This is a genomic window from Staphylococcus sp. AS1337, from assembly GCF_051408735.1.
Classification (GTDB): domain Bacteria; phylum Bacillota; class Bacilli; order Staphylococcales; family Staphylococcaceae; genus Staphylococcus; species Staphylococcus xylosus_B.
Genome location: NZ_JBOIHZ010000011.1, coordinates 1 through 24,812, shown reverse-complemented (window position 1 = coordinate 24,812; position 24,812 = coordinate 1). Strand labels below are relative to the sequence as shown.

Below are 24,812 nucleotides of genomic sequence, written 5' to 3'. Positions count from 1 at the left end.
GTGGCTATGAACAAAATTCTTTATGCGTTATTAATACTTTTATTATTTGTCGTAGGTATAGCAGGCATATTTTATGGATTATATATTTTTTGGAAACCGTTAGCGTATATCGTTGGTGGTTTTATTTTTATTGGTATGTCAGGAATACTTAACCAAGCATATGATAATACCTCGAATGGTAAAGGAGGTGAAAATTAATGCCATTACTAGATTTAGGGTTTAGCAATAAAGAAGAAAGAATGAGTAAGGATCTAGAACGTTTATTGTACTTTCAAGAACATGGTACACATGCAAGTTACACGGGGATAAATGCTTTGAAAAATAGTGATGTATTCACTGCTACGCGAATTATATCTGCAGACATTGCAAGTACTAAGTTGAAAGTTAAAGGTCACGAAACTAACACAGTGATGAATCAAATATTAAATCTATTTAATAATAATCCACATTCAGATTTACCAGGTTGGCACTTTAAATTCATAATCATCGCAAACATGTTACTTAATGGTCAATCGTTTGTTGAAATCATAAGAGATAAAAACGATTTTCCTACAGGCTTTAATTTCTTACATAACGACTTAGTAGGAATTGAAGAAAAAGACGGAGAAATTATTTACAACGTTAGTGAAGATTATGAAGGAAATGCAGTTAAGATAACCAGTGAAGATATATTGCATTTTAGATATATCACGTTAGATGGTTATGTGGGTTACAGTCCATTGTATGCATTGGCTCATGAGATAGGGATTTCTCAAGGTTCAAAAGGGTTTTTACGGAACTTCTTTGATAACGGTGGAACATCCACATCAGTATTGAAGTATAAAAAAGGTTCTATTAATGGTGGTCAATTAAGAGATATGAAAGAAGATTTTGCTAATAGTCAGCTGAAGAACAACGGTGGATTAGTTGCTATCGATGACACGATGGAATTTAACAGATTACAAATTCCAGTTGAAGTTTTGAACTTCTTAAACAGTTATAAATTCAGTACTTCACAAGTTGCTAAAGCGTTTGGATTACCAGTATCTAAATTAGGGATTGAAACTGTTAACACTTCAATAACACAAGCCAATCTTGAGTATTTACAAAGTACATTAGATCCAATATTCAAAATGATGATTGCTGAACTTGAAACTAAAATATTTAAATTCGTTGATTCTGGGTACGAGTTAGAGTTTGATTCTTCTCGATTAATTGATATTGACCCAGAATTACAATTGCAACGTATCACAGAGTTGCACGGTAAAGGGGTTATATCTACAGATGAAGCACGAAGTGTATTTGGATATCAACCAATTAGTGACGGAGAGGAACCACTTGTTGACCTTAACAGGGCGCCTTTGTCAACGTTGAAAAACTATCAAGCTTCTAAAATAGATAAGGAAGTTGAAAAGAACACCCTTAAAGGGGGTGATGATTATGACTAACAGTAACGTTGACACTACACAGGACATGGTTATTGAAGGGTATGCTTTAATATTTAATTCTTTGAGTAACGATGTAGGTGGATTTAAAGAAAGGGTGTTAGCAAATGCACTAGATGATGTAGATATTAGCGACGTTAAATGCTTAATAAACCACGAAGACAGATACGTTATAGGTAGAACAAAAGCAGAAACGCTAGAACTAACACTTGATAGTAAAGGTTTGAAGTTCAAGTGTAAGTTGCCTAATACTTCGTATGCTAAAGATATATACGAAAACATAGACGTTGGAAATGTTAACGAGTGTAGTTTCCATGCATGGTTTCCAAAAGATAGCAACGGTAAAGATACAGGGTATTTTTGGACCGTTGAACAAGGAGAATATGTTAGGAACGTAGAACAATTCGATAAGTTACTAGATGTAAGTGTGGTTACTACACCAGCATATAAAGACACTGGCGTGTTAGTTGCTCAACGTTCGCAAGATCTCACCGAAGTTAGAGAACTAGAAAAATTAAAAATAGCAATTGAACTGGAAGGCCTTCGTTTTAAAACGTAAGGCTATTTTTTATACCCAAATTTAAGAAGGATGATTATAAATGGCTAATTTAGATGACCGTAAAAAAGAATTATCAAGTTTGGTTACTAAAGCGCAAGAAGCGATTGACAAGGGCGACCTTGAAACAGCTCGTAATTTAAAAGCTGATATCGATGCGCAGAAAAAAGAGTACGAGGAACTCGAACAACTTTCACAAGAAATTGAATCATCAGCACCCAAGCAAGAAGAAATACCACAAAAAGATGAAGGCGCGGAAGTAGTCGATAACAAATCAGAGGATAAACCAACCGATGATAAGACAGAAGAAAAAGAAGATAAGCCAGAAACAGGTGATGACAAACCATCTTCTGACGTTAAAGAGAAAGAAGAAACTCCAGTTGTTGAGAAGGTAACTGAGCCTACAGAAGAAGAACTGGAAGAAGAAAAAGACAAAAAGAAAAAAGAGGGAGCGAAACGTTCTATGGCGAAATTAAATCAAAATCAAGAAGTAAATGAAGAAGTATTAGGTTTCGAACAATACATGAAATCTAAAGGGGCTAAACGAGACAATGTTAAATCTGATGATGCAGGCGTAACAATTCCGCATGATATTAAATATATTCCAGAAAAAGAAGTTAACACAGTACAAGACTTATCGCAGTTAGTACAAAAAGAAAAGGTTTCTGGACCTAGTGGAGAGTATCCTATTCTAAAACGAGCTAATGCTAAATTCAGTACAGTTGCAGAATTAGAAGCAAACCCAGAGTTAGCTAAACCAGAATTCAAATCAATTGAATGGAAAGTACAAACTTATCGTGGGTCTATTCCAATCTCACAAGAAGCATTAGACGATTCAGTTGCTAACTTAACAGCTATTGTCTCTGAAAATATCAACGAGCAAAAAATAAATACTTTAAATGAAAGAATTGGAACTGTATTAAAATCTTTTAATCCAACAACAGTTTCAAATGTTGATGACTTAAAATCAATTATTAACATCAAATTAGACCCAGGATACGACCGTCAAATCATCTGTACACAAAGTTTCTATCAAAAATTAGACACTTTGAAAGATGGTAACGGTCGTTATTTATTACAAGATAGCATTATTAATACAGCTGGTAATACTGTGTTAGGTATGAATGTGACAGTTGTTCGTGATGATTTACTTGGTGCCAATGGTGATGCAAAAGCGTTTATTGGAGATATCAAGCGTGGCGTATTCTTCGCAGACCGTACTGACGTATCAGTTCAATGGATTGAAAACCAAATCTACGGTAAATACTTGATGGGCGCTTTCCGTTTCGATGTTAAACAAGCTGATGAAAATGCTGGTTTCTTCGTGACATTTGAAGATGCTGCACAAGAGCCAGAAGGCGAACTAGGAGCATAAGAAAAGTAGGTGAATTCAATGTTTAAATTAGATAGCGTTGAATCAGTTAAAAAGGCGATACGTGTAGATCATGATTTTGATGACGACTTAATTATGGAAGTTTATTTACCTGGTGCGATAAAAGAAGTTAAAACAGCAGTTTCACTGAATATGGAGGATGAACCTTTTTATAAGGATAATCCTCTTTTTAATTTAGCAGTTTTAAATATAGTTGCGCACCATAATGATAATCGTTCAATAACAACGAATGAACAAAGTTTTGAAGTCCCAGCATCATCTATGGCTCTAATACAAACGTTAAGAAGTGGTTTAACTAAATGGCGTTCAGATAACTTAGAGGTGATAGCTGATGAATCTTAATCAATTAGATTTTAGAGTTTCTTTTTATGAAATTATGAATGATGGACCAGAAGCTGGAATGAATGAGCCAGTAGAAGTTTATAGCTGTTTCGGAGGATTGTATGAACCTACACAAAAAGATGTTCAATTAGGAAACTTAGAGCTTAGTAAAAGGTCAGTCACATTAAATATTAGAAATCCACAACCTCAATTTATACCTAATGTTAATCAAACATTTGAAATTAAAAACGGTATTTATAAAGGGTTGTTTTTTAATATAAAAAATGTGGCTCTTGCTAAGACTCCTAACTACATCAAGGTGGTTGGTGAAGAAGAATGACAATATCTGTTAAAGGTGATAAAGAAATCATAGCTTATTTGGAAAAGAAGTTTGGTAAATCTGCAACTAAACGTATAACTGATTTCGCTTTAACTAAAGGTGGGCAAAAGGTTGTACAGATTATAAAAAGAGATATGGGTTCATTTAAAGATACTGGTGAATCAGTGTCTGAAACTTCTTTATCTAAACCAATGACTATTGGTGGTGTGCGTACAGTTAAGATTCATTGGCGCGGTCCTAAGCAACGTTACAGAATAATTCACCTTAATGAATTTGGTCATTACGACCGTTCAGGAAAGTGGGTTAATACTGCTGGTAAAGGCGTAATTGAACGAGCTATGCGTGAAGGTAGAGAAACTTATTTTAGAACAGTAAAAGAAGAAATCAGAAGGAGGGTGTAAGAGTGGAAGACATCATGATGAAGATATACAAAGCGATTACAGATAATCAAGAAATCATGAACAACGTTAATAAAAACGATATTAAATTTTACGATTATCCAAACGCACAAGAAATCAAGACGACATGTATTGTCATAGATCCAATAGACACACCTAAGCCCTCTGATTTTGCAGATGACGACAATATGACATACGAATACCTATTTCAAATAGATATCTTCGTAAAACAAAATACAGGCATTAACGGACGAGTCCTATCAGATAGGCTCGTTTTTTTATTGCAAAGAATTATGTGGGAGCAATTGGGGTTCGGTGAAACTTCATCAATTAAACCCGAGTATATCAAGGATTTTAAATTGTACCACCAAGCAAAAAGATTCGAAGGCAAACAATATTACAAAATTTAGGAGTGTTTCAATATGGCAGAGAAAAATTACCGTTCATTTACAGGTTTAACTGAATTTTATTACAAAGTACATGGTGAAGATGTGCAACAAGTTACTGATCCAGAACGCATTAAATATTTACAAGAAATTTCAGTGTCTAAAGACCAAGATATAGAAAAAGCTTATGGTGATAACCAAGTAGCGGAAATGGCAGTAGCTAACGGAACTATTGAAGTAGAAGCTGGTTTCCATAAATTACCATTAGAAGATAGAGTAGCTTTATTCGGCTTAGAAAAATCCGAATCAGGCATTGTATCAGTTGGTAATGATACGCCACCGTACGTAGCAGTTATGTTCGCTAAGACTATGGAAGATGGTTCGCGTGAATATGTTGGGTTACCTAAAGGTTTATTTACATTCCCAGAAGTTGAAGGAAATACTAAAGAAGATGGCGTTGAGTTCAGTTCTGATTCTACTACTGCAGAATTTATGCAAGCACCAGTTAAAGGGTTTGAAGAAGAAAAAGCTATGTTAATGGGGCATGATGCTAAAGGGTCATCAGTTATGAAGGACGCTATTTGGGAAGCAGTGTTTGGTCAATCTTCTGAAAGTAGTAACGAAGATACAGGCTCAAACACTCCAGAAGAAGAATTAGGCGCATAACATACAGGAGGTTTGATTATGTCTAAGAAAAGATATGAAGTCTTACACAAGTTCATTGATTTAGAAGATAAAAACAAGGTCTACAATGTTGGCGACACTTATCCAAAACCAGTAAACAAAAAAGTGTCACACGACCGTTTGTTAGACCTTACAACAAGTGATAATAAACGAGGCAAGGTATTAATTAAAGAAATAGAAAAATAGAAGAATAACAATTATTGAGGGCTTAAAGCCCTCTTTTTATTTGCAAATAAAAACTAAAAAACAGATATAAGGGAGAAATCAAACTATGGCTAAACGTAATTTTATTAAATTAATTCAAATCGACAAAAAAGGTAACGCAGTAACAGATACAGAAGGTAACGCAAAATTCGACACATATATTACACCTACTCAAATTCCATTCCGAAAAATTTATGATGCAGCAGATTTAATGGATGGGACGGAAGACGAAAATGCATCAGCGCAATCAAATATCGACCAAATGTTAGATATGGTGGTTGATATTTATAACAAACAATTTACAAAAGATGATTTATTAGACAGATTACATGCGCCAGACGCAGTAGAAGAATTACAACAACAAATTCAATTTATTGCTCAAGGGCAAATGGACGAAGAAAGAAAAAAGGAACTAGCGAGAATAATCTAAAAACAATTTCTTATAAAGAGCATAAAGAAAACATGAAAAAAATAATGATGCAAATGATGAAAGAAGGGGGCAAAGATATTAACGACATCTTGGATATGCCCTTTTCTTTTTTTATGGAATTAGTAAATGAATCTAATAAGAAGAATGTTAAGAAATCAGAATCAATGATTGATGCATTCATGTAATACATCTCAAAAGAAGGAGGTGGAGTAATGGCAGAAAGAATAAAAGGATTACAAATTGACTTATCCATGAAAGATATGGGAGTTAGTAAAACATTAGCTGGAATAAAACGTGAGTTTAGATCTTTAGATTCAAGTTTAAAATTATCTAGTAATAATTTTAAATATGGCGAAAAAAGTGCGTCATCTTATAAATCAAGAATGAACGATTTAGACGGGGCGATTAAATCTGGTACTACAAACTTAAATGAGTTAGAAAAACAATATAATGAAGTGTCACAAGCTCAAGGTTCTAATAGTGCTAAGGCTGTTAGACTTCAAACTGAATATAACAAGCAAGCAAACTCTATAAACGCAATGCGTGATGAATACAGTCGTTTAAATCAGTATTACAAAGAAAACTTTTCGCTAAGTGGAAGACTAGCCAATAGTTTTAGTAGTGTTGGTGAAAGTATGAGTGGTGTCGGACAAAAGGCGCAAGACATGGGAAGTTCACTAACAAGTAGTATAACTAAACCAGCGTTGATTGCTGGTACTGCAATGGCTGGTATTACAGCTAAATTAGGCTTCGATAGACTTGTTGGTCTGGATAGTGCGAAAGCTAAATTAGAAGGTTTAGGTTATTCAACTAAAGAAGTTGGATCTATAACTGACCAAGTTGCAAAAGCTATTCAAGGCGGTATGACAACAATGGCCGAAGGTACTGACGTTGCGGCAGGTGCGCTTGCAGCAGGAGTTAAAGAAGGTAAAGAGCTACAGAAATACATCAAATTAGTTGGCGATGCTGCTGTTGGTTCTAATAGACCAGTATCTGAAATGGCAATGATATTTAACCGTGTTCAAGGTCAAGGTAAGTTGATGACAGAAGAATTGAATATGGTAGAAGAAGGTATGCCTGGATTTAGTAACGCAATGGCAAAACATTTAGGTGTGTCTTATGATGCATTTAGAAAAATGGTTACAGAAGGAGAAGTAAGTTCGAAAGATTTCCTTACTGTAATGGATGACTTTGCTGGTGGAATGGCTGGTGCATATTCTAAATCATGGTCAGGTATGGTTCAGAATACAAAAGCTTATATCGGTCAAATTGGCGAAAGTTTACTAGGTGGTGTGTTTGAACAAGCTAAAGGATCGTTGCATGAATTTGAAAGCCTTCTTAAATCACCTGGTGCGCAACAATGGGCGAAAGAAACAGGAGAAAAAATAGGTAGTGCTTTCAGTAAATTGTCTAGTGGTATTTCAAGTGTTATTAAATGGTGGCAAAGTTTAGATGGAGGCACTCAAAAAACACTTGGTGGAATAGTAAAATGGCTAGGTATCACGTTAGTAACCATGGGCCCAGTACTAACCATATTTGGTAAATTCACTAGTATGATTGGTGGAATGTTTAGCGGTCTTTCGGGATTGATAAAATTCTTTGCAAGACATAATGCAGCAGCTAAAATATCTACTGCTTCTCAAGCATTGTGGAATGGAGTTACTGCTACTGCTAGAGGTATAGCAAGTGGTTATAGATATGCTATTGCAGCTTTAACTACTTCTCAAACAGCACAAGCAATTAAATCAAAAGTAGCTGCAGCAGCAACTGTGGTATGGACAGGCGTTACAAAAGCAGCAACAGTTGCGACTAAAGGTTTAGGATTAGCAATAAGGTTTATGACTGGACCAGTTGGTATAGTCATAACTGCTATAACTGCATTAGTTGGCGGGATTATATATCTATGGAAAACTAACAGCACATTTAGGAATGCGGTTATTTCAGCTTGGAACGCTATTAAGAATACAGCGATCTCTGTATTTGGTTTCATAAAACCATACATCATAAATATATGGAATACTATTAAGAATTCATCAATAGCAGTTTGGAATACGCTCAAAAAGGTTGCTACTACTACATGGAATGGGATTAAATACGCAGTTCAAAATCCTATAAAGGCATTGAAAAATGTATTGTCTACTTTATGGAACGGAATGAAAGTAGCAGCAATTAAAATTTGGACATTGTTAAAAAATGGTGTAGTTGCAATTATTAAAGCTTATGTCAATCAAGTTAGAGCTAATTTCAACTTAGTCAAACGTATTGTAGTAACTATATTTAATGCTATAAAGTCATTTGCTATCAAAGTATGGAACGCTATAAAAAATGGGATTATAAACATTGTAAAAGTGTTAAAAGCTAGAATAATAAATACATTTAATACTTTAAAAAATGGCATTGTATCGATATTTAATGCAGTGAAAAATTTCTCTTTAAAATTATGGACAAATATTAAAAATGGCGTTGTTTCAAGAGCGAAATCTTTATGGAATGGCGTAAAAATTATGTTTACTAATTTGAGAAATAGCGTTAACTCAATCACAAGTAAAATTAGAAACTTCTTATTTAGTGTATGGAATGCAATAAAAAATAAAGTTGTATCTCTTGCCAAAGCGCTATGGAACGGTGTTAAAGATAAATTTAATGCCTTATCTTCAGGTACACGTAAGATATTTAATGCAGTTCGTAACTATTTAGTTGATAAATGGACGAATATTAAAGATAAAGTGGTTGGAATGGCTACTGGCATTAAGGATAAAGTAACAGGTGCTTTCGGAGTAATGAGAGATAGTTTGAAGAAAATTATTGGTAAGATCACTGGATTTTTTGATGACATGATGGGTGGTGTTGAAAAAGGTCTGAATAGTTTGATTAAAGGTATTAATAAAGTTGGCTCGATGCTAGGCATGGGGAAAGAAATGATTAAACCAGTTAAACTATCAACCGGTACAGAAAGCGCATCGAGTAATGTAGTTTCAAATGGTGCTATAAGCAGCCCTACATTAGCTACAGTAAATGATAGTGGACCAGGTAACGCTCAAGGTGTTGGAGGATATCAAGAGCTAATTCAGAAGAGTAACGGTTCATTACTTGCACCACAAGGAAAAGACGCTACAGTAATGTTAGATAAAGGCGATAGAGTAATTAACGGTCGTACTACTGCTAAGTTACAAAAAACAGGACAAATCCCTAAATTCTCTAAAGGTACAGGTAAGAATAAGAAGAAAGATAAGAACTTGTTAGAGCAAGGTTGGGATGCAGTAAATGGCACTTACGACTCTGCCAAACATGGTATATCTAAAGGTATGCAGAAGACTGGCGAAGCTTTAACTAGTGCTGGTAAATTCTCAAAAGACTGGATTACTAAAAATATTGGAGATGTGATGGACTGGATTAAAAAACCAGGTAAATTACTTAATAAAATATTAGATGGTATGGGCGTCGGAATGAGTTCGTTTGGTATCAAAAAAGGAAATGTTCCTTATGATCTAATGGGTGGTATGTTCAAGAAACTTAAATCAGCAGCTACTGACTTAATCAAATCTTGGTTTGAAGAAGCAGAAGGTGGCGAAGGTGATGCTGGATGGTTGTTAAAACATGATATTTGGCAGAAGTTTGGTAATTATACTGGTGGTTTAGGATTTAATGGCGGTAAACACTATGGTATTGACTTCGGTATGACACCAGGTACAAACGTTAAAGCTGTTGCTGGAGGTAAGGTATCAAAAGTATGGAATGACTATGGCGGCGGTAAATCTATTGAAGTTGATATAGGTAAAGGCTTAACTAACTGGTATATGCACCTAAGCAAACAATTAGTTAGTAAAGGCCAAAAAGTCGGTGTTGGAGACTTAATCGCCAAATCTGGTAACACTGGTGCATTTACGGCAGGTTCAGGACACCTTCACTTCCAACTTAATAAAAATGGCAAACCACAATCTAATGTACTTGAATGGCTTAAGGGTCTTGGGAGCAGTGGTTCTAAATCTGCATCAAAATGGAAAGGCGATATTAAACGAGCTGCTAAAGCGACAGGGACTAAACTGTCAGGTAGTAAATTAAACGATATCGTTAAACTTATTCAAACAGAATCTAATGGAGACCCTAAAGTTACTCAACACGGTTACACAGATGTTAACAGTGGGGGTAATGAAGCGCGTGGTTTACTTCAATATACTCCTGGAACATTTGCAGGATACAAAACTAAAGGTGGAGGAAATATTCTAAACGGCTTCCACCAACTTAAAGCCTTTTTCAATAACAGTAATTGGAGTAGCGACCTTGCATCATGGAAATCAAGAATGGCAAGAGGTTTAACTGGTTGGGGTCCTACTGGGTCAAGACGTGGCTATGCTACTGGTGGTTTGATTAATTCATCTGGTTTATACAATTTAGCAGAAGAAGGACACCCAGAATTTGTAATACCTACAGACCCAAGCAGACAATCTGACGCAATGAAGTTACTTGCTATAGCCAGACAAAGAATAGAAGGTAATAAGAAAAACAAACGACCTAATCAAATGCGTACACCATCTAGTAGTGGTAATGACAATCAAATGCTTAATTACATGGCACGTCAACTTGAAGCTACTCAAAAACAAGTGGAATTACTTACTCAACTTGTTGCAAGTAACCAACGTATCGAACAAAAACCAACCGGTGTAAGTGAAAATGAAATGAGTAGAGCGCAGGGTAAACGAGCGCAAATGATGGCATACAACATGGGAGGTGCTTTCTAATTTGAAAAAGGAAGTAAAGTTATTTAATGACGATATCAATATAAAACTAACCGACATACCTAACTTGAAGTTTCTTGATTTCATTGAGGAAGGTGTCGAAGTAAAAGCCAACACCACTGAAGTAAATGGAACAGATGGAGTGCTAATGGGACCAAGTTCGTTTGGTCCTTTTAATTTGATATTAAACTTTTCATTTAAAGGTCAAGATACTAAAGATTTAAGGTTGATTAAACAAAAATTAAGAGGTTTATTATTCAGACGTGAACCATATTTCGTTTGGCATTCAGATTTACCTGGTAAAAAATATGCGGTTTATTGTACGGAGGATGGTAACGAAAGTTTAACAAATTCATTCGCTACATTCGCAGTTACTTTTGTAGTATTTAAAGGTTATTCCGAATCACTTAAAGAAACTGACCAATTTAGTTTATCTAGTGGAGAATGGCAGTTGGAAGGTGGCGTGTTAGCTTATGAAGATATTAAGTACAAGCATGATACGACAAGTTTCAATATTTACAATGGTTCCTCTGATGTAATCAATCCATTGCTAAGACATAAGTTCAAATTGTTAATTAATATAGATGCGCCAAAAGGTTTCAAGATAATAAATAAAACAACGGGTGACGTATTCGAGTATAAGAAACCTATTAAAAGTAATCAAAGGTTAACTATAAATGGTGTGCATCCTTTTATAAATAACAAACGTGTCGGAATTGATACTAATTGGCAATGGCTCACATTAGATAAAGGTTTTAACGAAATTGAAATAATAGGTGAGAATATCGGTAATGTTCAAACACATTGGGTGTTCCCTTTCGTATATAGGTAGGTGAATGAATTGAGAGACATGGTTTTAAAAAATAAAAAGGGTACGTTTGGAGAAATACTTGTAGATTATGATTTCGGTTCCTGGAAACTTAATTATGAAAAGAATAATGAACGCTCAATTGATTTTACTATTTATAAAACCTATATAAATTCCGATTTATTCGATGCTTTACTCAATGAAATGTTGATAGTTTGGAAAGGTCAAGAATATGTTATTAAATCGACCACTGTTAAATATGATGGCGCAGTTATATCTAACGATGTGACTGCTAAACATATTTTTATGGAGTTTCAAAATCATTATATTCAAAAAGATTTAGAAAATGAGGAAATGAATGGCGATGAAACTACAGATGAGTATAAGAAACCCACGATGACACTTGAACAATACCTTGAATTTGGTTTTAAAGGTAACAAACTTGGATTCACTTATGAAATAAGAGGTAAATTCACTAATCGTGTTGCGATTGATGAATTAGGTAATAAAAATGGTATGGAATTTCTAACCGAAGGCGCAGAATTATTCAATTATATTTATTTTGCCGACAATAAGAAAATATACATCTATGATGAAGAAACATTTTATCAAATGGCAGATATACCATTGATCTACAAATATAATTCAAGTGAAGTACAAGCTACAGTTACTACTACGGATGTTAAAACTTATATTCAAGGTTATGGTAAAAAGAAAACAAAAGCTGAAACAAAGAACTACAATCCAGTTAAACCCAAAGACATAAGCTATTCAGGTACTTTCATTAAAGATGGCACTTGGAGAACAGAAGTAGTTGGAGCTAGTTATTCAAAAGAAATTAATTGTAAGTGGGGCAATGAAATTCTCGAGTGGACGTTGAAGAAAATGGCTAAAGGTGGTTTGCTTGATGTTTATTTAGACGATGAATTGGTTGGACGATATGAATGCTATAGTAAAACAGCTACAAGTGAGAAAATAATTATCGCAAGAAATTTATCAAAAGGTAAACACACTTTTAAAGCAGTATTCAGGGGTGCTAAACCAGGCATTGATTATAAAAAGTCAAAACCTTGTATGTATGTTGGTACAGAGAAATCAACAGTGTTAAACATTACTGCAGTATTGAAAGGCACTGACATTTATCATGCTTATGCTGAACATAAATCACCAAATATGGACGCGTTTGGTTTTGCAGAAGCGCCAACAGTGTTTGATGATAATGCGTTAGACAAAGATGAATTATTGAAGAAAATAAAAGGTGAGCTCAACGATCAACCAACTGTTGAGGTATCAACTAACTACTTAGGTTCTGTTGAAGAAAAACATTATATTGGTCATGATGATATCAAAGAAAACAACACAATAAGGTTTATACACCAACCACTAGGTTATAACTTAGATTTAAAAGTTGTTAAACTCACTGCTTCACATCCATTAGTAAACGAACCAGTAGAAGTCGATTTCAGTAACTCACCAACCGATATTATAAAAATACAACAGGGCATAAGTAGAAACATTAAAAAAGTAAATAGTTTAGTCAAAGGCGGTTCACTTGGTGGGTCGTCTTTTACTATACCTGAAAACTATTCGGATATTGTGGGGGTGACGTTAACAGATGGCTGAAATTAATCATAGATATTTGAAAGATAATGAAGGTGAAATTTATTACCCAGTTACCCATATAGATGCACTTCAAGGTGATATTTCAATAGCAGATATAAATGAAAAAATTAAGGAAATGAATGCATTAATTGATACTATCAACACAAAGGTTTCAGACATGGTGGGCGACACAGGGTGGATAGACATATCAATTCCACCCGATAATAAAAACACCGCCGTTGCAACAGGATTTAAAAGCGCCATAAGAGAGGTAAGGGCTGGGAACTCGTTAATTGGCAAAAGTTTTGTTGTTCGTTCAATAAGATTAAACGTTGGCAATATTACTGGTTCATCGATGCAAATTGCACAATTGCCAACTGGTTTTGTGACTGACAATCAATCATTTCCAGCTAGACAAAATGGTTATAGAAATCCGATAACTATTGAGTGTTTAAAGGATGGTAAAGTTATGGCATTTGTACATCCAGACGACCAAGCTAAAGTAAATTGGGTGTATCAAGAATTTACTTGGTTAGAATAAAAAAGGAGCTAAACATATGAGATTACTTTTAGATTTTCCTATTGAAATAGGTCAACAGTGGAGATATAAAACGATTCATAATTTCAAAAACATACTAGATAGTTTTTACACGTTTGAAAAGAATTTCGAACATCATAAATCAGATGAAAAGCATGCCCACAATTCTAAACAGATTGATTACAAGCTCTCGAATGTTCATGATGAATTAACTTATCAGGATGGACGTATTGAGGGCTTAGTTGTTGGTCATAATGGTGATGGCATAGAAGAAATTAAAGACAGTAGAACAGCTTTAGATGGCACTAACCAACCTTTACTGTCTAAGCGTTTGAAGTATGACTTTGAAATCATTAAAAACAAGATGGAAGAAAACTTTAATTATCTTAACAAGAAAATTGAACGTATTGTAAACGTCAATGATTATGGCGCAGATCCAACAGGTGAACAAGACTCTACACAAGCATTCAAAGATGCTTTAAGAGGTGGTAATGCCCATGTTCATATGACTGCTGGGACATATAAAGTTACTGGGATTAAATTGCCAAATAATACAGTGTTGTCAGGTGAAGGCAAAGATATTACGACTATTATATTCGCAGATGAAACACCAGCCGAAAATATCGTAATTACTAACGAAGATATGACAGGTAATGCAAATAACATTGGTATTAAAGATTTTACGGTTAATGGTAATAAGTGGAGACAAGATAAAGCATTTAAAGCTGCTGGTGGCTCATTATCTTCTAACGTTAGATTCGCAGGTGTAAAACATGGATTTGCAAGTAATATAAAATCAATAGATGCATTACTACATGGTTTTGATGTCACTTACGCTAGTGATACTTATTTCTATGAAGGTGACGGCGTAAGAGTAAATGAGGATTTAGAAAGTAGATATATTCACATTGATAACTGTGAAGCAAGTGGTTTTGGTGATGATGGTATTACAACACATCATTCAAGATACTTAGTTATTACAAACAATTATTGTCATCACGCAACTGGTGGGGGTAATAATAACGGCATTGAAATTGATGACGGTTCACAACATATCATGTTAGATAATAATATGACTGAAATGAACTATGGTGGTATAGAGGTTAAAGCGCATGCCCCTACATCAGCACCTAATAATGTGCTAATTAGTAATCATATGTCTATTCATGATTCACGTGCTTATAATTTAAGACATATCGGACATCACAGAGCAGGAGACCCTAAATCTAAAACAGCGCATAGTTTACTGTTAAGTAACTGTACAGCTGTAGAACCATATGATAATAAAGTTTATCCAAACACTACACCACGTGCTTTAATTATCTCAGCGTATAGAAATGTACAAGTTAACAACTTTAGTGCCGTTGGTGATGGAAAATTCACATCTGGTCAACCAGCTATTGCAATACAATTCATGAGTGAAAACATCATGTTAAATGGTATTAATGTTACTGGATTTAAGAACTCACAAGCAGATATAAAAATATTTGGCGGAGGTAACAGAGGTAAGAAGATTACTTTAAGTAATATCAACATCTGGAACTCTTCTCAAAATATTGGTATCGCTGGTGGTGGGAAGATTTATGATTTTCGAATTGTGAACGCTAACTTGCAAGGACAAGGAACAGGTAATGGTATTGAATTGTATAACAACACTGCAGAGATTATTGGTGTAAATGCAGAGAGTTATAAAAACGCCGCATACATTACAGAAAAAGCATACAAAGTTGTTCCTACTGTAGTTAAAGGTGGTTTCAGTGGTGGTTCAACAGGTTCGGGTGCAATTGCAGAACGCTCAGCAGTGATTGCTTCTACAGGTAACTCATACGCTTTCAGTGATAGAAGTTGGATAGCAGGAGCTGGTGCAGGATCTAAAGCGTACGGTTCAAGAAGTGCAGTTCTTAACTCACTAGAATCTGAAACTTCTAATGGTAATCATACCCAGACAATACTCAATTCTCGAGGAGTAAAAACAGAAGGTAATTATTATTTTGTAATGGGTTACGGTACAAATGGACCACACAGAGAAAACACAAGTATTGAAATGCGTAGTATTAGTGGCAACATTAATACAAAAGGTACTGTATCATCTGGGCAAAACTTTGGTGACTATGCCGAATATTTTGAATCTCAATCAGGTCAAGAAATTCCTAATGGTTATATTGTTACTTTAGATGGTAGATACATTCGCAAAGCTAACTCAAATGATAAACCTATAGGCATTATCTCTGGTACAGCTGGTGTCATTTTAGGTGACCAAATGTTTCATCATAAAGATAAGTTTTTAAAAGATGAATTTGGTGTTACACAAACGGAATGGACGACTAAAGAATGGCAAGACGATGAAGGGAATACTTATTCTGAAGAAGTAGAAGTGCCAATTCCTAATCCAGATTTTATTGAAAATGAAGGATACGAAGATCGTTCTAAACGTCCAGAATGGAACGTAGTTGGATTAATGGGTCAAATATTTACACGAGTTGATTCCACAGTTTCAGTTAACGACTATATTAAACCTAATAAAGGCATTGGAACTAAAGATAACAACAACGGTTTCTATAAAGTTTTAGAAATAACTACACCATATGAATCTGAAAAAGGTTATGGAGTTGCAGTTGTATTAGTAAAATAAGGAGTGATTATGTGAGTAACGGAATAGATAAGAAAGCACTATTTAAATTAAAATCTGAACCGTATTTAAAACCAATCTCTGATTTAGGGGTTGGTTTTTATAATTTAGATGAAAATACAGCAATACTAAGATTTCAGTTAAGTAACTCAAAAGGACCGTTGTTGATTCATGAAAATAATTTAACAGCTTATGCTTACTTTGAATCTAGTAATGGTAGTGTGTCAGATGTGATTGAGTTAGAAATAGAAGATTCTAATAAAGGCATTGTAACAATTACGTTAGATAGCGAATTCTTACACGCTAGCACATCAACGAGTGTTAAGGGGCAAGTTTATATCGGAGTTAACAATGTCGATGGTAAAACTGAATATAACGAGGTTGCGTTGTTTAGAGAGTTCACGTTTGAAGTTGCAGACGCACTTATTAATAAAATTTCTTCATTCACTAAGATTGAATACATTCGCATGTTTAGCCAATTAAAAATGAAGATTGAGCAACAAGTCAGAGATATTGAAGAAGCTATAGCAAACGGTGCGGATTATGTAGCAGAAATGAAATCAGTATTACAACAAGGTATAGAAACATTAAATGCTATTGTTACTAGTGGTAAATCAGATATTCAAGCTTATATTGCTCAAGCTAAGAGTGATTTAACTAAAGTTAAAGATGAGGTTACAGAAGATATAACAACGGTATCTAACAATGCTAAAACGAGTGTTCAAGATACAGCATCAATTGCAGTGAATAATATTAACACGATTTCTACAGACGCTACAGAACATGTAGACGCTAAAGTAACCGAATTCAATCAAACAGTTGAGGATAACGGATTTTTATCACCTCAAATATTAGATGAAGAATTAGGTAAGTTAAAGTGGCAAAAATATAAATTAACTAATGATGATGGAACATATCCTACTACAGATCTTGCTAGCAGTTTAGATAATTTATACGCTCTCGAACCAGGTAACTACTACACAACATCCACACCGATTACAGGAGCAAGTTCTACAGCAGGGTTTACGAGAATTGAGTTAAGAGAGGGAACAGTCAAACACATCACATTTAGACCTTATAACTCAACTCAAATTTGGTTAAAACGTTTTTATAATAATTGGTCAGAGTGGGAACGTGTAGATAATGCACAAACCGACACTGGTTGGATACCATTTAATTTAATTAATGGCGCAACAACAAATACAGCGTTTAAAGGCGCTGGAGATAATGGTTTTGATTGTGCATATCGAATTATAACAAGTGGTAGTGTTACAGAGAAAACGATTAGGTTTAATGGAAAGAATTTAACACAAAGCCAAGTGATTGCTCAATTACCTAGTAATCTATTCAAAAACGCGCATTCATTCCCTATAAGAGTTCCTACATCAACAAGCTATTCAGGTGGTTATATAACAGCTAGACCTAGTGGTGAGGTGAGATTTTATATAAATGGTGATTCATCAACATGGAATGAAACCGCATATATCTATGGAGAATATTCTTGGAAAGAATAGGAGGAATATAAATGGATTTTAAACAAGTATACCTTTACGACGGTACACCATTTCTTGCATTTGAAAATGAAGATGGAGAATACGAATATCCAAAAGACGAATGGACTGAGACACTCCCTCCAGAAGGGATTTACAGTCCGTTCTATTTTAATGGTAATGAATGGGTTGGATCTACTAAAGAGGAATATGAAGAAAGTTTACCTGAAAAAGAACCAGATATACCTAGTTCAAATGATTTTTTAAATGCTCAGCTTTTAGCTAATGACTTAGAACACAATTCTAAAATTGAAGGTTTACAACAAGATATTGCAAATTTAACAGCAGAGTTATTAAAAGTACAGGGAGGTATGTCTGATGTTCACGACTCTTAAACGTTTGTATGATTTAGAACTATTTGATAAACAAAAGATTTTTGAGAGTGTTAAATGCAATTGGATAACTAAAGAAGAATACGAAGCAATAACTGGGTTAGATTATCCAGAACAACTACAGGCTTAGGCTTGTGGTTTTATTTTATAGAAAGTGGGTGGCATGTTGAGTGTGGATGGAACAAAAGATATTGAACGACGGGTTGGTATCTTAGAGGACAAAGACAGATATAACGATAAACGGTTTAGAAATATAGAAACAACAATAAAAGAAGATAGAAAAGAAGTTTATAATTCTATTGAAAAACTTCACAACTCACTAAGGGAAATCGAAAGAGGTCAACACACCCAAGAATTAACAAATCAGAAAATGGATTTCACTTTAGACTCCATAAATAAAGAGAGGGAATCTGAAAGACTTCATAAAGAAGAAAGTCGTAAAGAATTCAAGCAACTTAAATGGTTAATAATAGGGACAATTTTCACGTTATTTAGTTCTTTAATTATTGCATTAGTTAGAAGTTGGTTAGGTATTTAAAGGAGGTGAAAAGCATGTTCAAATTTATATTAGGTGGTAGCTTTTGGCAATGTTTTTGGTTTGGAGATTGTAAATAATATTTAAATTAAGTCGGCACATATGTGTCGGCTTTTTATTATGCACAAAGATAGGTAAATACATTTCTCAATACAACACAGGGCGTTTCTCAGCGTCTTGTTTTTATTATATATAAGCAATTTTAAAAATATGGAGGTTTTTATATGAAAACGACATTAGGAGCATCGGTAAGATTTATCGTATTAATTTTAGCTTTAATTAATCAATGGTTAGCAACTAAAAACATTAGTCCTATTCCAGTAGATGAAGATAGTATCAGTTCAATTTTAACAACGTTTGTAGCTTTATATATGTTTTATAAAGATAACCCAATAACTAAAGAAGGTAAACAAGCTAACGATAAATTGAAACAACTGAAATATGAAAAGAAACAACCAACTAACGGTAAGGCACCTAGTGATTTTGACGCAAATAAGGACGGACAAATATAGGAGTGATTAAATGACTGTTAATAAAACTAAAGCGCAAGCACATGCATATTTGGGGAAACTTAAAGGTTATTGGTGGGACTTTGACGGAGCATTTGGAGCGCAGTGTTTTGACTTAGCTAACATGTATTGGAATCATTTAACAGGTGGAAGGTTGGCAGGTTTTTACGCAAAGGATATACCGACAGCAAACAACTTTAATGGACTTGCAACGGTATATAAAAACACTCCGAATTTCTTACCGCAAAAGGGAGATATCGTTGTATTCCATGGTGGATATGGTGGAGGTGCAGGACATGTAGCAATTGTTTGGTCTGCAAATATTAATAGTTTCGTTTCACTAGATCAAAATTGGTACGGTGGAGCAAGAAACAATCCACCAGAAGTTGCTCAATTAATTACTCATTATTATGACAATCCCATGTTTTTTATCAGACCATTGTATAAAGCTAAAACTACAGTGGTAGATAAAGTTAAAGATAAAGTAACAAGTGTGGCTAAACCCACGTCAAAAGGTAAGAAAATACTAATCGCCGCAGGACATGGATACAATGACCCTGGTGCAGTTGGTAATGGTACAAACGAACGTGATTTCATTCGTAAATACATTGCTCCAAATGTACAAAAATATCTTAAACAAGCTGGTCACACTGTAGACCTATACGGTGGAAGTAAACAAGACCAAAATTTATTTGTCGATACACAATACGGTGAACGTCTTGGAGATACTAAAAACTACGGCATGTATTGGGTAAAACAACAGAAATATGATGTGGTAGTTGAATTACATCTTGATGCAGCTAGTGCAAGTGCAACAGGTGGCCATGTGATTATTTCCAACCAGTGGCCAGCAGATAAGATTGATAAAGATATAAATAATTGCTTGAAAGCTACCGTAGGAACAATAAGAGGTATTGACCCACGTAACGATTTATTGAACGCAAATGTGTCAGGTCGCTTGAATATAAATTACAGATTAGTTGAAATGGGATTCATTACAAATAAAAAAGATATGAATTATCTTAAAAAGAACTATGACAAGTTTAGTAAAGAACTTGCAGGGGCTATCAATGGCAAACCAATAAGTGGCACAAGTGGAGGAAGTAAAAAAATCACTTGGAACTGGAAAGGACGTTTCTATCCTAATGCAGGTAAAACAGGTATTAAGGTAAGACGTAAACCAGGATTACAAGGTGCCATTGTTGATAAAGGTTCATGGTTATTTACTAAAGATGACTGGGTAGACTTTGTAAGTGTAACTAAGAAAGATGGTTACTGGTGGATTAAATTTAAGTATCCAACTAATCCAAGCGCTGGCTATTTCTATTTAGCTGTATGTAAGATTACTGATAAGAATGAAAAAATCAAAAATGAAAAATATTGGGGTAGTATTGATTGGAAATAGAATAATTTGAAAGTTAAATTTATAGTGATAAAATAAGAGTATGGTTGGAACATTCGTTTTAACTTAACCTTTTATTTGTGACGGGCACCTCTTTACAGGGGTGTCTTTTTTTGATACATTGGCGAATAACTATTGAATAGAGACATAGTTTCAATGGGGAAATATTATTTTTACATGACTGCCACCCTTTGGGGTGGTATTTTATATATCATTTAAAAAATATAGAATATTCTGATAATATAGCATTTATCCTTTCATTGTATATATAAATTTCTATTAAGTATGAAATTATTTTAGTAATTACTTTAGCTCAAGGCAGGCACTTATGTGTCTGTCTTTTTATGTTATAGGTTTTAATAGCGCTAAAAACAATAACTATATTTACAAATAATTACTTTTTGAAATAGCTTTATTATGTTATATTCTATATAGATAATTTCTTATTATCTTTCCAATTAAATTTTCGGGCCACCCTTAGGGGTGGTTTTTATTTATCGTATTAAGTTGTAAATATATACGATTATTAGCTATGTTGTATGGAGGTTACAAATCTCACTGTTGAATTAAGCTTAATCTTCTTGCATACATTTTATTTATGTGCTAAATTAATGATAATAACCAATAGGTTATAAAATATATATAATATATAGTACAGCCACCTTTATAGGTGGCCATTTTTTATTTATATGATATACTTTTGTTAGTTTCTGATTATAGAAACTTCCTTTAAAATTTAGGCAGTCGTTAATTCTGCTGTCTTTTTTTGTTTATGAAAATTTTAAGTGGGTATTTAATTAATAGAATTTCCAAAGTAAAATATATTTTTCGTTTCAACTCTGCTAATGATTGATGCCATCCAGCTTCCTACTGGATGGCTGTTTTTATTTATCTATTGTAATTTTAATTGAGAACTGTTATCATTCAGTAACTAGCTAAATGAAAGGTAGTTTAGTTAGTTAAGAGTAAAACAATTGAATATCTCTCCACATTATTGTAGTTAAAATAAATCCGAAAAGGCACCTCTTTACAAGGGTGTCTTTTTTTGATATAAATTATTTAAGCAATGTATTATTGCTAACCATTCAAATATACCTTACTAAAAGAAGTAGATACGTTGTTCCGTGTCTGCTTTTTTGTTATAACAAATTTATCACGTGATCATATTAAGGGTAGGCACTTATGTGCTTGCCCTATTTTTTTATTTAATAAAAAACGAAGCAATATATAATCAATATTTTTATGTAAAAAATAAAAATATTATGAAAAATAATGTTTTTAAAATTTAATTATGGGTAAAAAATATATAAAATGAATGATATTAGGAGTTGGTGAAAATTATTGTTACAAATAAAATCCCTGAAATAGAGGCTAATTTTGATGGTGATATAAATCCTTACGCTAAAGAAATTCAGCAATCTATGGTCGAATGGGCAAATGAAATTGGTATATTGGATAGTAATAATATCAATAAATATAAAAGCCAAAAAATAGCATATTTAGCGTCTCATTCCCAACCTTATGATAGTTCAGAAAATGTTAGATTAACGTCTGATTACCTTTTATTATTTTGTATGCTAGATGATTATAGTGAAAATGTAAAAGACCCTATTCAATTTAAAGAATATTCAAACAGAATCATTGACGTGCTTAGAGGGAATGTTATTTATATAGAGGACCAATTTCTTAATGGATGGAAGGATTGGTGGCAACGTGTACAAGCAGTAACACCTATAGAATTCCATTATTTATTAATAAAAAATATTAAAGATTGTTTTGAAGCTATGGCATGGGAAATAAATAACCAAATAAAAAATGAAATTCCTACAGTAGAAGATTATAACGAAAAACGTCTTTATAATGGCAGTTCTTTCATTGCTTTTAACTTGATAGAAATAGGTGGAGGAAAATTACTTCCAACAAAGGTACGTTATTATTTACTTAATGAATTGATTATTTCAGCAAATAATCTCGTCAATTGGACTAACGATATTCTTTCTTTAAAGAAGGAAATTGAAAACAATGAAATACATAACCTAGTAATTTCTATGCAAAAACAAAATGGCAATACTTTAGAAGAGGCATTAAGAGATGTGAAAAATATAGTGGACTCAGAAATTAATAAATTTAATGAACTTAAAACTGAAGTCTACGAATTAAATCAACCTTTTGATAGTAATATCGTAAAATATATTGCTCGTCTAGAAAACGTGATTCGTGGGCACTATGAGTGGAGTTTAAAATCAAAACGTTTTATATATTCTAATATATAGAATATATAAAATTGTTCTGTACCTGTTTTTTTTAATTTGCTTCTTAAAATATAGAATATTCTGATATTATATAAATAGCTTGATATTGATACCTTTCAGCGAAAACAAAATTTCATGATGATAGGGTGCTACTTCGGTGGTATTTTTTTGTTTATTAGATATAGTGATGTGGTAATGTAAGATTACAATTGTTTTTAGACATATTGTCGCTTCTCAATAATATGTTTAGTAGCTACTATATGTGGCTACTTTTTTATGTTAATATGTACTTGTAAGTATAATTCTTGTCTTACGTTATTAAATATATTTTTCACAGCCATTCTACGGGGTGGCTTTTTTATTTATCGTATTAAGTTGTAAATATATATAATTATTAGCTATGTTGTATGGAGGTTACAAATCTTACTGTTGAATTAAGCTTAATCTTCTTGCATACATTTTATTTATGTGCTAAATTAATGATAATAACCAATAGGTTATAAAATATATATAATATATAGTGCAGCCACCTTTTTAGGTGGCCATTTTTATGTTGGTTAATATTAAATAAAAGTGTATAATAATAGTAGACGTATCAATCGTCTATATTAAGGAATCATCTTATGTGGCAGGCACTTACGTGTCTGTCTTTTAATTTATGTGATAGAATATATTTGTAGGTTATCCCCTTGATAATCTACATTCAAATTTACTTGTTGTAGCCACCCTTCGGGGTGGTTTTTTGTTTAGCGTTAATATTAAATATCATGAGTATATGACATTATTGTCATTTCATAGTTATGTTAAAATGGCACGTTGTCTAAAAAAAATAGATACAATTAATGAGTAATTAAACCAAAGGGAGTTATTTGAAAATGAAAAAGATATTCAATTTATCATTAATTAGTATTATTATATTGGTAATAATATTTAGTATTTTATTTGTGTTTTTAGAACGTAAAACTGAAGGTATTGAAGCATTTAAAGATAATTTTTTAACTAACAAAGATGTTAAAGCATATTATACTATTAGCAACGATGGTGAGAAAAAGGGTGATAAATATTTATATACTTTTGACGGATATGATAAAAAAGGGGACAAACAAATAATAAGAAAACTAATAGATAAAAAACTTAAAAAACAAGCATATATAAAAATTTATGCAAAAGGATCGCAAGGAAAAGGATGGATGGAAATAAAGGAAAAGGAAGTGCCTAAAGTATCATTAAAAAAAATTAAAGAGTAATTTTTATTTTTGGGTTTGATTTTTATTTTCATAAATTTAGGGGGGGTAAATTTTTTATGCTAATCTATCAATTGTGCATATATACCGTGCGCACATTCTAAAATTCTTAAAAACGGTTAGTAGTCAGTCGTTAATTCGGCTGTCTTTTTTTGTTTATTAACATTTTAAGTGGGTATTTATTTAATAGATTCTCCTTAATAGTATTCATATTGGTTGTATGATTATTTGCTAATAGTTGATGCCATCCAGCTTCCTACTGGGTGGCTGTTTCATGCCAAAAGTTAAATATTTTCACGAAAAGCTAAAAAATAAGCTAATATTCATTGCAATTTTGCAACGTTAAGTATTAATATAGAGATATAGAAAAATAAAAGAGAGAAAGATGTGAATTATATGGTAGCAAAAGAAAGAGGCTCAATAACTTTAAATAAAGAAGAAGCTGTTGTATTTGCGAACAAAACATTCAAACCTTTTCATAATAGAATCCAAAAAAACGAGAATAAAAGTAATCCATTTACGAAATTAAATAAAAATGG

At 33.3% G+C, this 24,812-nt stretch carries 25 protein-coding genes; all 25 read left to right on the top strand.

The window, feature by feature from the left end:
• Positions 1-6 precede the first annotated feature (6 nt).
• Complete coding sequence (locus ACSUE0_RS13240) at positions 7-198, top strand: hypothetical protein (RefSeq protein ID WP_119603805.1); 192 nt, start codon at positions 7-9, stop codon at positions 196-198.
• Complete coding sequence (locus ACSUE0_RS13235) at positions 198-1,427, top strand: phage portal protein (protein WP_119613262.1); 1,230 nt, start codon at positions 198-200, stop codon at positions 1,425-1,427. The genes ACSUE0_RS13240 and ACSUE0_RS13235 overlap by 1 nt, the downstream gene beginning before the upstream one ends.
• A complete protein-coding gene (locus ACSUE0_RS13230; protein ID WP_119613263.1) occupies positions 1,420-1,983 on the top strand; it encodes an HK97 family phage prohead protease in 564 nt (187 codons plus the stop codon). The genes ACSUE0_RS13235 and ACSUE0_RS13230 overlap by 8 nt, the downstream gene beginning before the upstream one ends.
• A gap of 40 nt (positions 1,984-2,023) precedes the next feature.
• Entirely contained in the window at positions 2,024-3,355 is a 1,332-nt protein-coding gene (locus ACSUE0_RS13225) for a phage major capsid protein (RefSeq protein ID WP_119613264.1), read from the top strand.
• Positions 3,356-3,373: 18 nt separating this feature from the next.
• Complete coding sequence (locus tag ACSUE0_RS13220) at positions 3,374-3,715, top strand: head-tail connector protein (RefSeq protein ID WP_119613265.1); 342 nt, start codon at positions 3,374-3,376, stop codon at positions 3,713-3,715.
• Entirely contained in the window at positions 3,705-4,034 is a 330-nt protein-coding gene (locus tag ACSUE0_RS13215) for a hypothetical protein (protein WP_029376952.1), read from the top strand. Before ACSUE0_RS13220 ends, ACSUE0_RS13215 begins: the two co-directional genes overlap by 11 nt.
• On the top strand, positions 4,031-4,435 hold the full coding sequence (locus ACSUE0_RS13210) for a hypothetical protein (protein WP_119603799.1): 405 nt from the start codon (positions 4,031-4,033) through the stop codon (positions 4,433-4,435). The genes ACSUE0_RS13215 and ACSUE0_RS13210 overlap by 4 nt, the downstream gene beginning before the upstream one ends.
• Positions 4,436-4,437: 2 nt before the next feature.
• Entirely contained in the window at positions 4,438-4,842 is a 405-nt protein-coding gene (locus ACSUE0_RS13205; protein WP_029376954.1) for a hypothetical protein, read from the top strand.
• Between the two features lie 12 nt (positions 4,843-4,854).
• Positions 4,855-5,484 carry a major tail protein gene (locus ACSUE0_RS13200; RefSeq protein ID WP_119603798.1) on the top strand — a complete coding sequence of 210 codons (630 nt, stop codon included), beginning with the start codon at positions 4,855-4,857 and terminating at the stop codon, positions 5,482-5,484.
• Positions 5,485-5,502: 18 nt separating this feature from the next.
• A complete protein-coding gene (locus tag ACSUE0_RS13195) occupies positions 5,503-5,688 on the top strand; it encodes a hypothetical protein (protein WP_119613266.1) in 186 nt (61 codons plus the stop codon).
• 85 nt (positions 5,689-5,773) lie between these two features.
• Entirely contained in the window at positions 5,774-6,136 is a 363-nt protein-coding gene (gene gpG / locus ACSUE0_RS13190; protein WP_119613267.1) for a phage tail assembly chaperone G, read from the top strand.
• A 53-nt stretch (positions 6,137-6,189) separates the two neighbouring features.
• Positions 6,190-6,321: a phage tail assembly chaperone GT gene (gene gpGT, locus ACSUE0_RS13185; protein ID WP_259338008.1), complete on the top strand. Its 132-nt coding sequence runs from the start codon at positions 6,190-6,192 to the stop codon at positions 6,319-6,321.
• A 27-nt stretch (positions 6,322-6,348) separates the two neighbouring features.
• A complete protein-coding gene (locus ACSUE0_RS13180) occupies positions 6,349-10,875 on the top strand; it encodes a peptidoglycan DD-metalloendopeptidase family protein (protein WP_119613268.1) in 4,527 nt (1,508 codons plus the stop codon).
• 1 nt (position 10,876) lies between these two features.
• Positions 10,877-11,704: a phage tail domain-containing protein gene (locus tag ACSUE0_RS13175; protein WP_119613269.1), complete on the top strand. Its 828-nt coding sequence runs from the start codon at positions 10,877-10,879 to the stop codon at positions 11,702-11,704.
• Positions 11,705-11,722: 18 nt separating this feature from the next.
• A complete protein-coding gene (locus ACSUE0_RS13170; RefSeq protein ID WP_259338009.1) occupies positions 11,723-13,303 on the top strand; it encodes a prophage endopeptidase tail family protein in 1,581 nt (526 codons plus the stop codon).
• Positions 13,296-13,823, top strand: a complete 528-nt coding sequence (locus ACSUE0_RS13165) for a hypothetical protein (protein ID WP_119613271.1) — start codon at positions 13,296-13,298, stop codon at positions 13,821-13,823. Before ACSUE0_RS13170 ends, ACSUE0_RS13165 begins: the two co-directional genes overlap by 8 nt.
• Positions 13,824-13,839: 16 nt before the next feature.
• A complete protein-coding gene (locus ACSUE0_RS13160) occupies positions 13,840-16,452 on the top strand; it encodes a peptidase G2 autoproteolytic cleavage domain-containing protein (RefSeq protein WP_119613272.1) in 2,613 nt (870 codons plus the stop codon).
• A gap of 11 nt (positions 16,453-16,463) precedes the next feature.
• Complete coding sequence (locus ACSUE0_RS13155; protein ID WP_182475125.1) at positions 16,464-17,963, top strand: BppU family phage baseplate upper protein; 1,500 nt, start codon at positions 16,464-16,466, stop codon at positions 17,961-17,963.
• A gap of 11 nt (positions 17,964-17,974) precedes the next feature.
• On the top strand, positions 17,975-18,334 hold the full coding sequence (locus ACSUE0_RS13150) for a hypothetical protein (RefSeq protein ID WP_119613274.1): 360 nt from the start codon (positions 17,975-17,977) through the stop codon (positions 18,332-18,334).
• Complete coding sequence (locus ACSUE0_RS13145) at positions 18,318-18,461, top strand: XkdX family protein (RefSeq protein WP_119613275.1); 144 nt, start codon at positions 18,318-18,320, stop codon at positions 18,459-18,461. Before ACSUE0_RS13150 ends, ACSUE0_RS13145 begins: the two co-directional genes overlap by 17 nt.
• A gap of 42 nt (positions 18,462-18,503) precedes the next feature.
• Positions 18,504-18,869, top strand: coding sequence for a DUF2951 family protein (locus tag ACSUE0_RS13140; RefSeq protein ID WP_259338010.1), 366 nt, complete (start codon positions 18,504-18,506; stop codon positions 18,867-18,869).
• Positions 18,870-19,090: 221 nt separating this feature from the next.
• The gene (locus ACSUE0_RS13135) at positions 19,091-19,378 is read left to right on the top strand and encodes a phage holin (protein WP_119613277.1); all 288 of its coding nucleotides are present in this window, start codon (positions 19,091-19,093) and stop codon (positions 19,376-19,378) included.
• A gap of 10 nt (positions 19,379-19,388) precedes the next feature.
• Complete coding sequence (locus ACSUE0_RS13130; protein WP_119613278.1) at positions 19,389-20,780, top strand: N-acetylmuramoyl-L-alanine amidase; 1,392 nt, start codon at positions 19,389-19,391, stop codon at positions 20,778-20,780.
• Positions 20,781-22,108: 1,328 nt separating this feature from the next.
• Positions 22,109-23,050 carry a terpene synthase family protein gene (locus ACSUE0_RS13125; RefSeq protein WP_119615068.1) on the top strand — a complete coding sequence of 314 codons (942 nt, stop codon included), beginning with the start codon at positions 22,109-22,111 and terminating at the stop codon, positions 23,048-23,050.
• An 854-nt stretch (positions 23,051-23,904) separates the two neighbouring features.
• Positions 23,905-24,276 carry a YxeA family protein gene (locus ACSUE0_RS13120; RefSeq protein WP_119615069.1) on the top strand — a complete coding sequence of 124 codons (372 nt, stop codon included), beginning with the start codon at positions 23,905-23,907 and terminating at the stop codon, positions 24,274-24,276.
• The last annotated feature ends 536 nt before the right edge of the window (positions 24,277-24,812 follow it).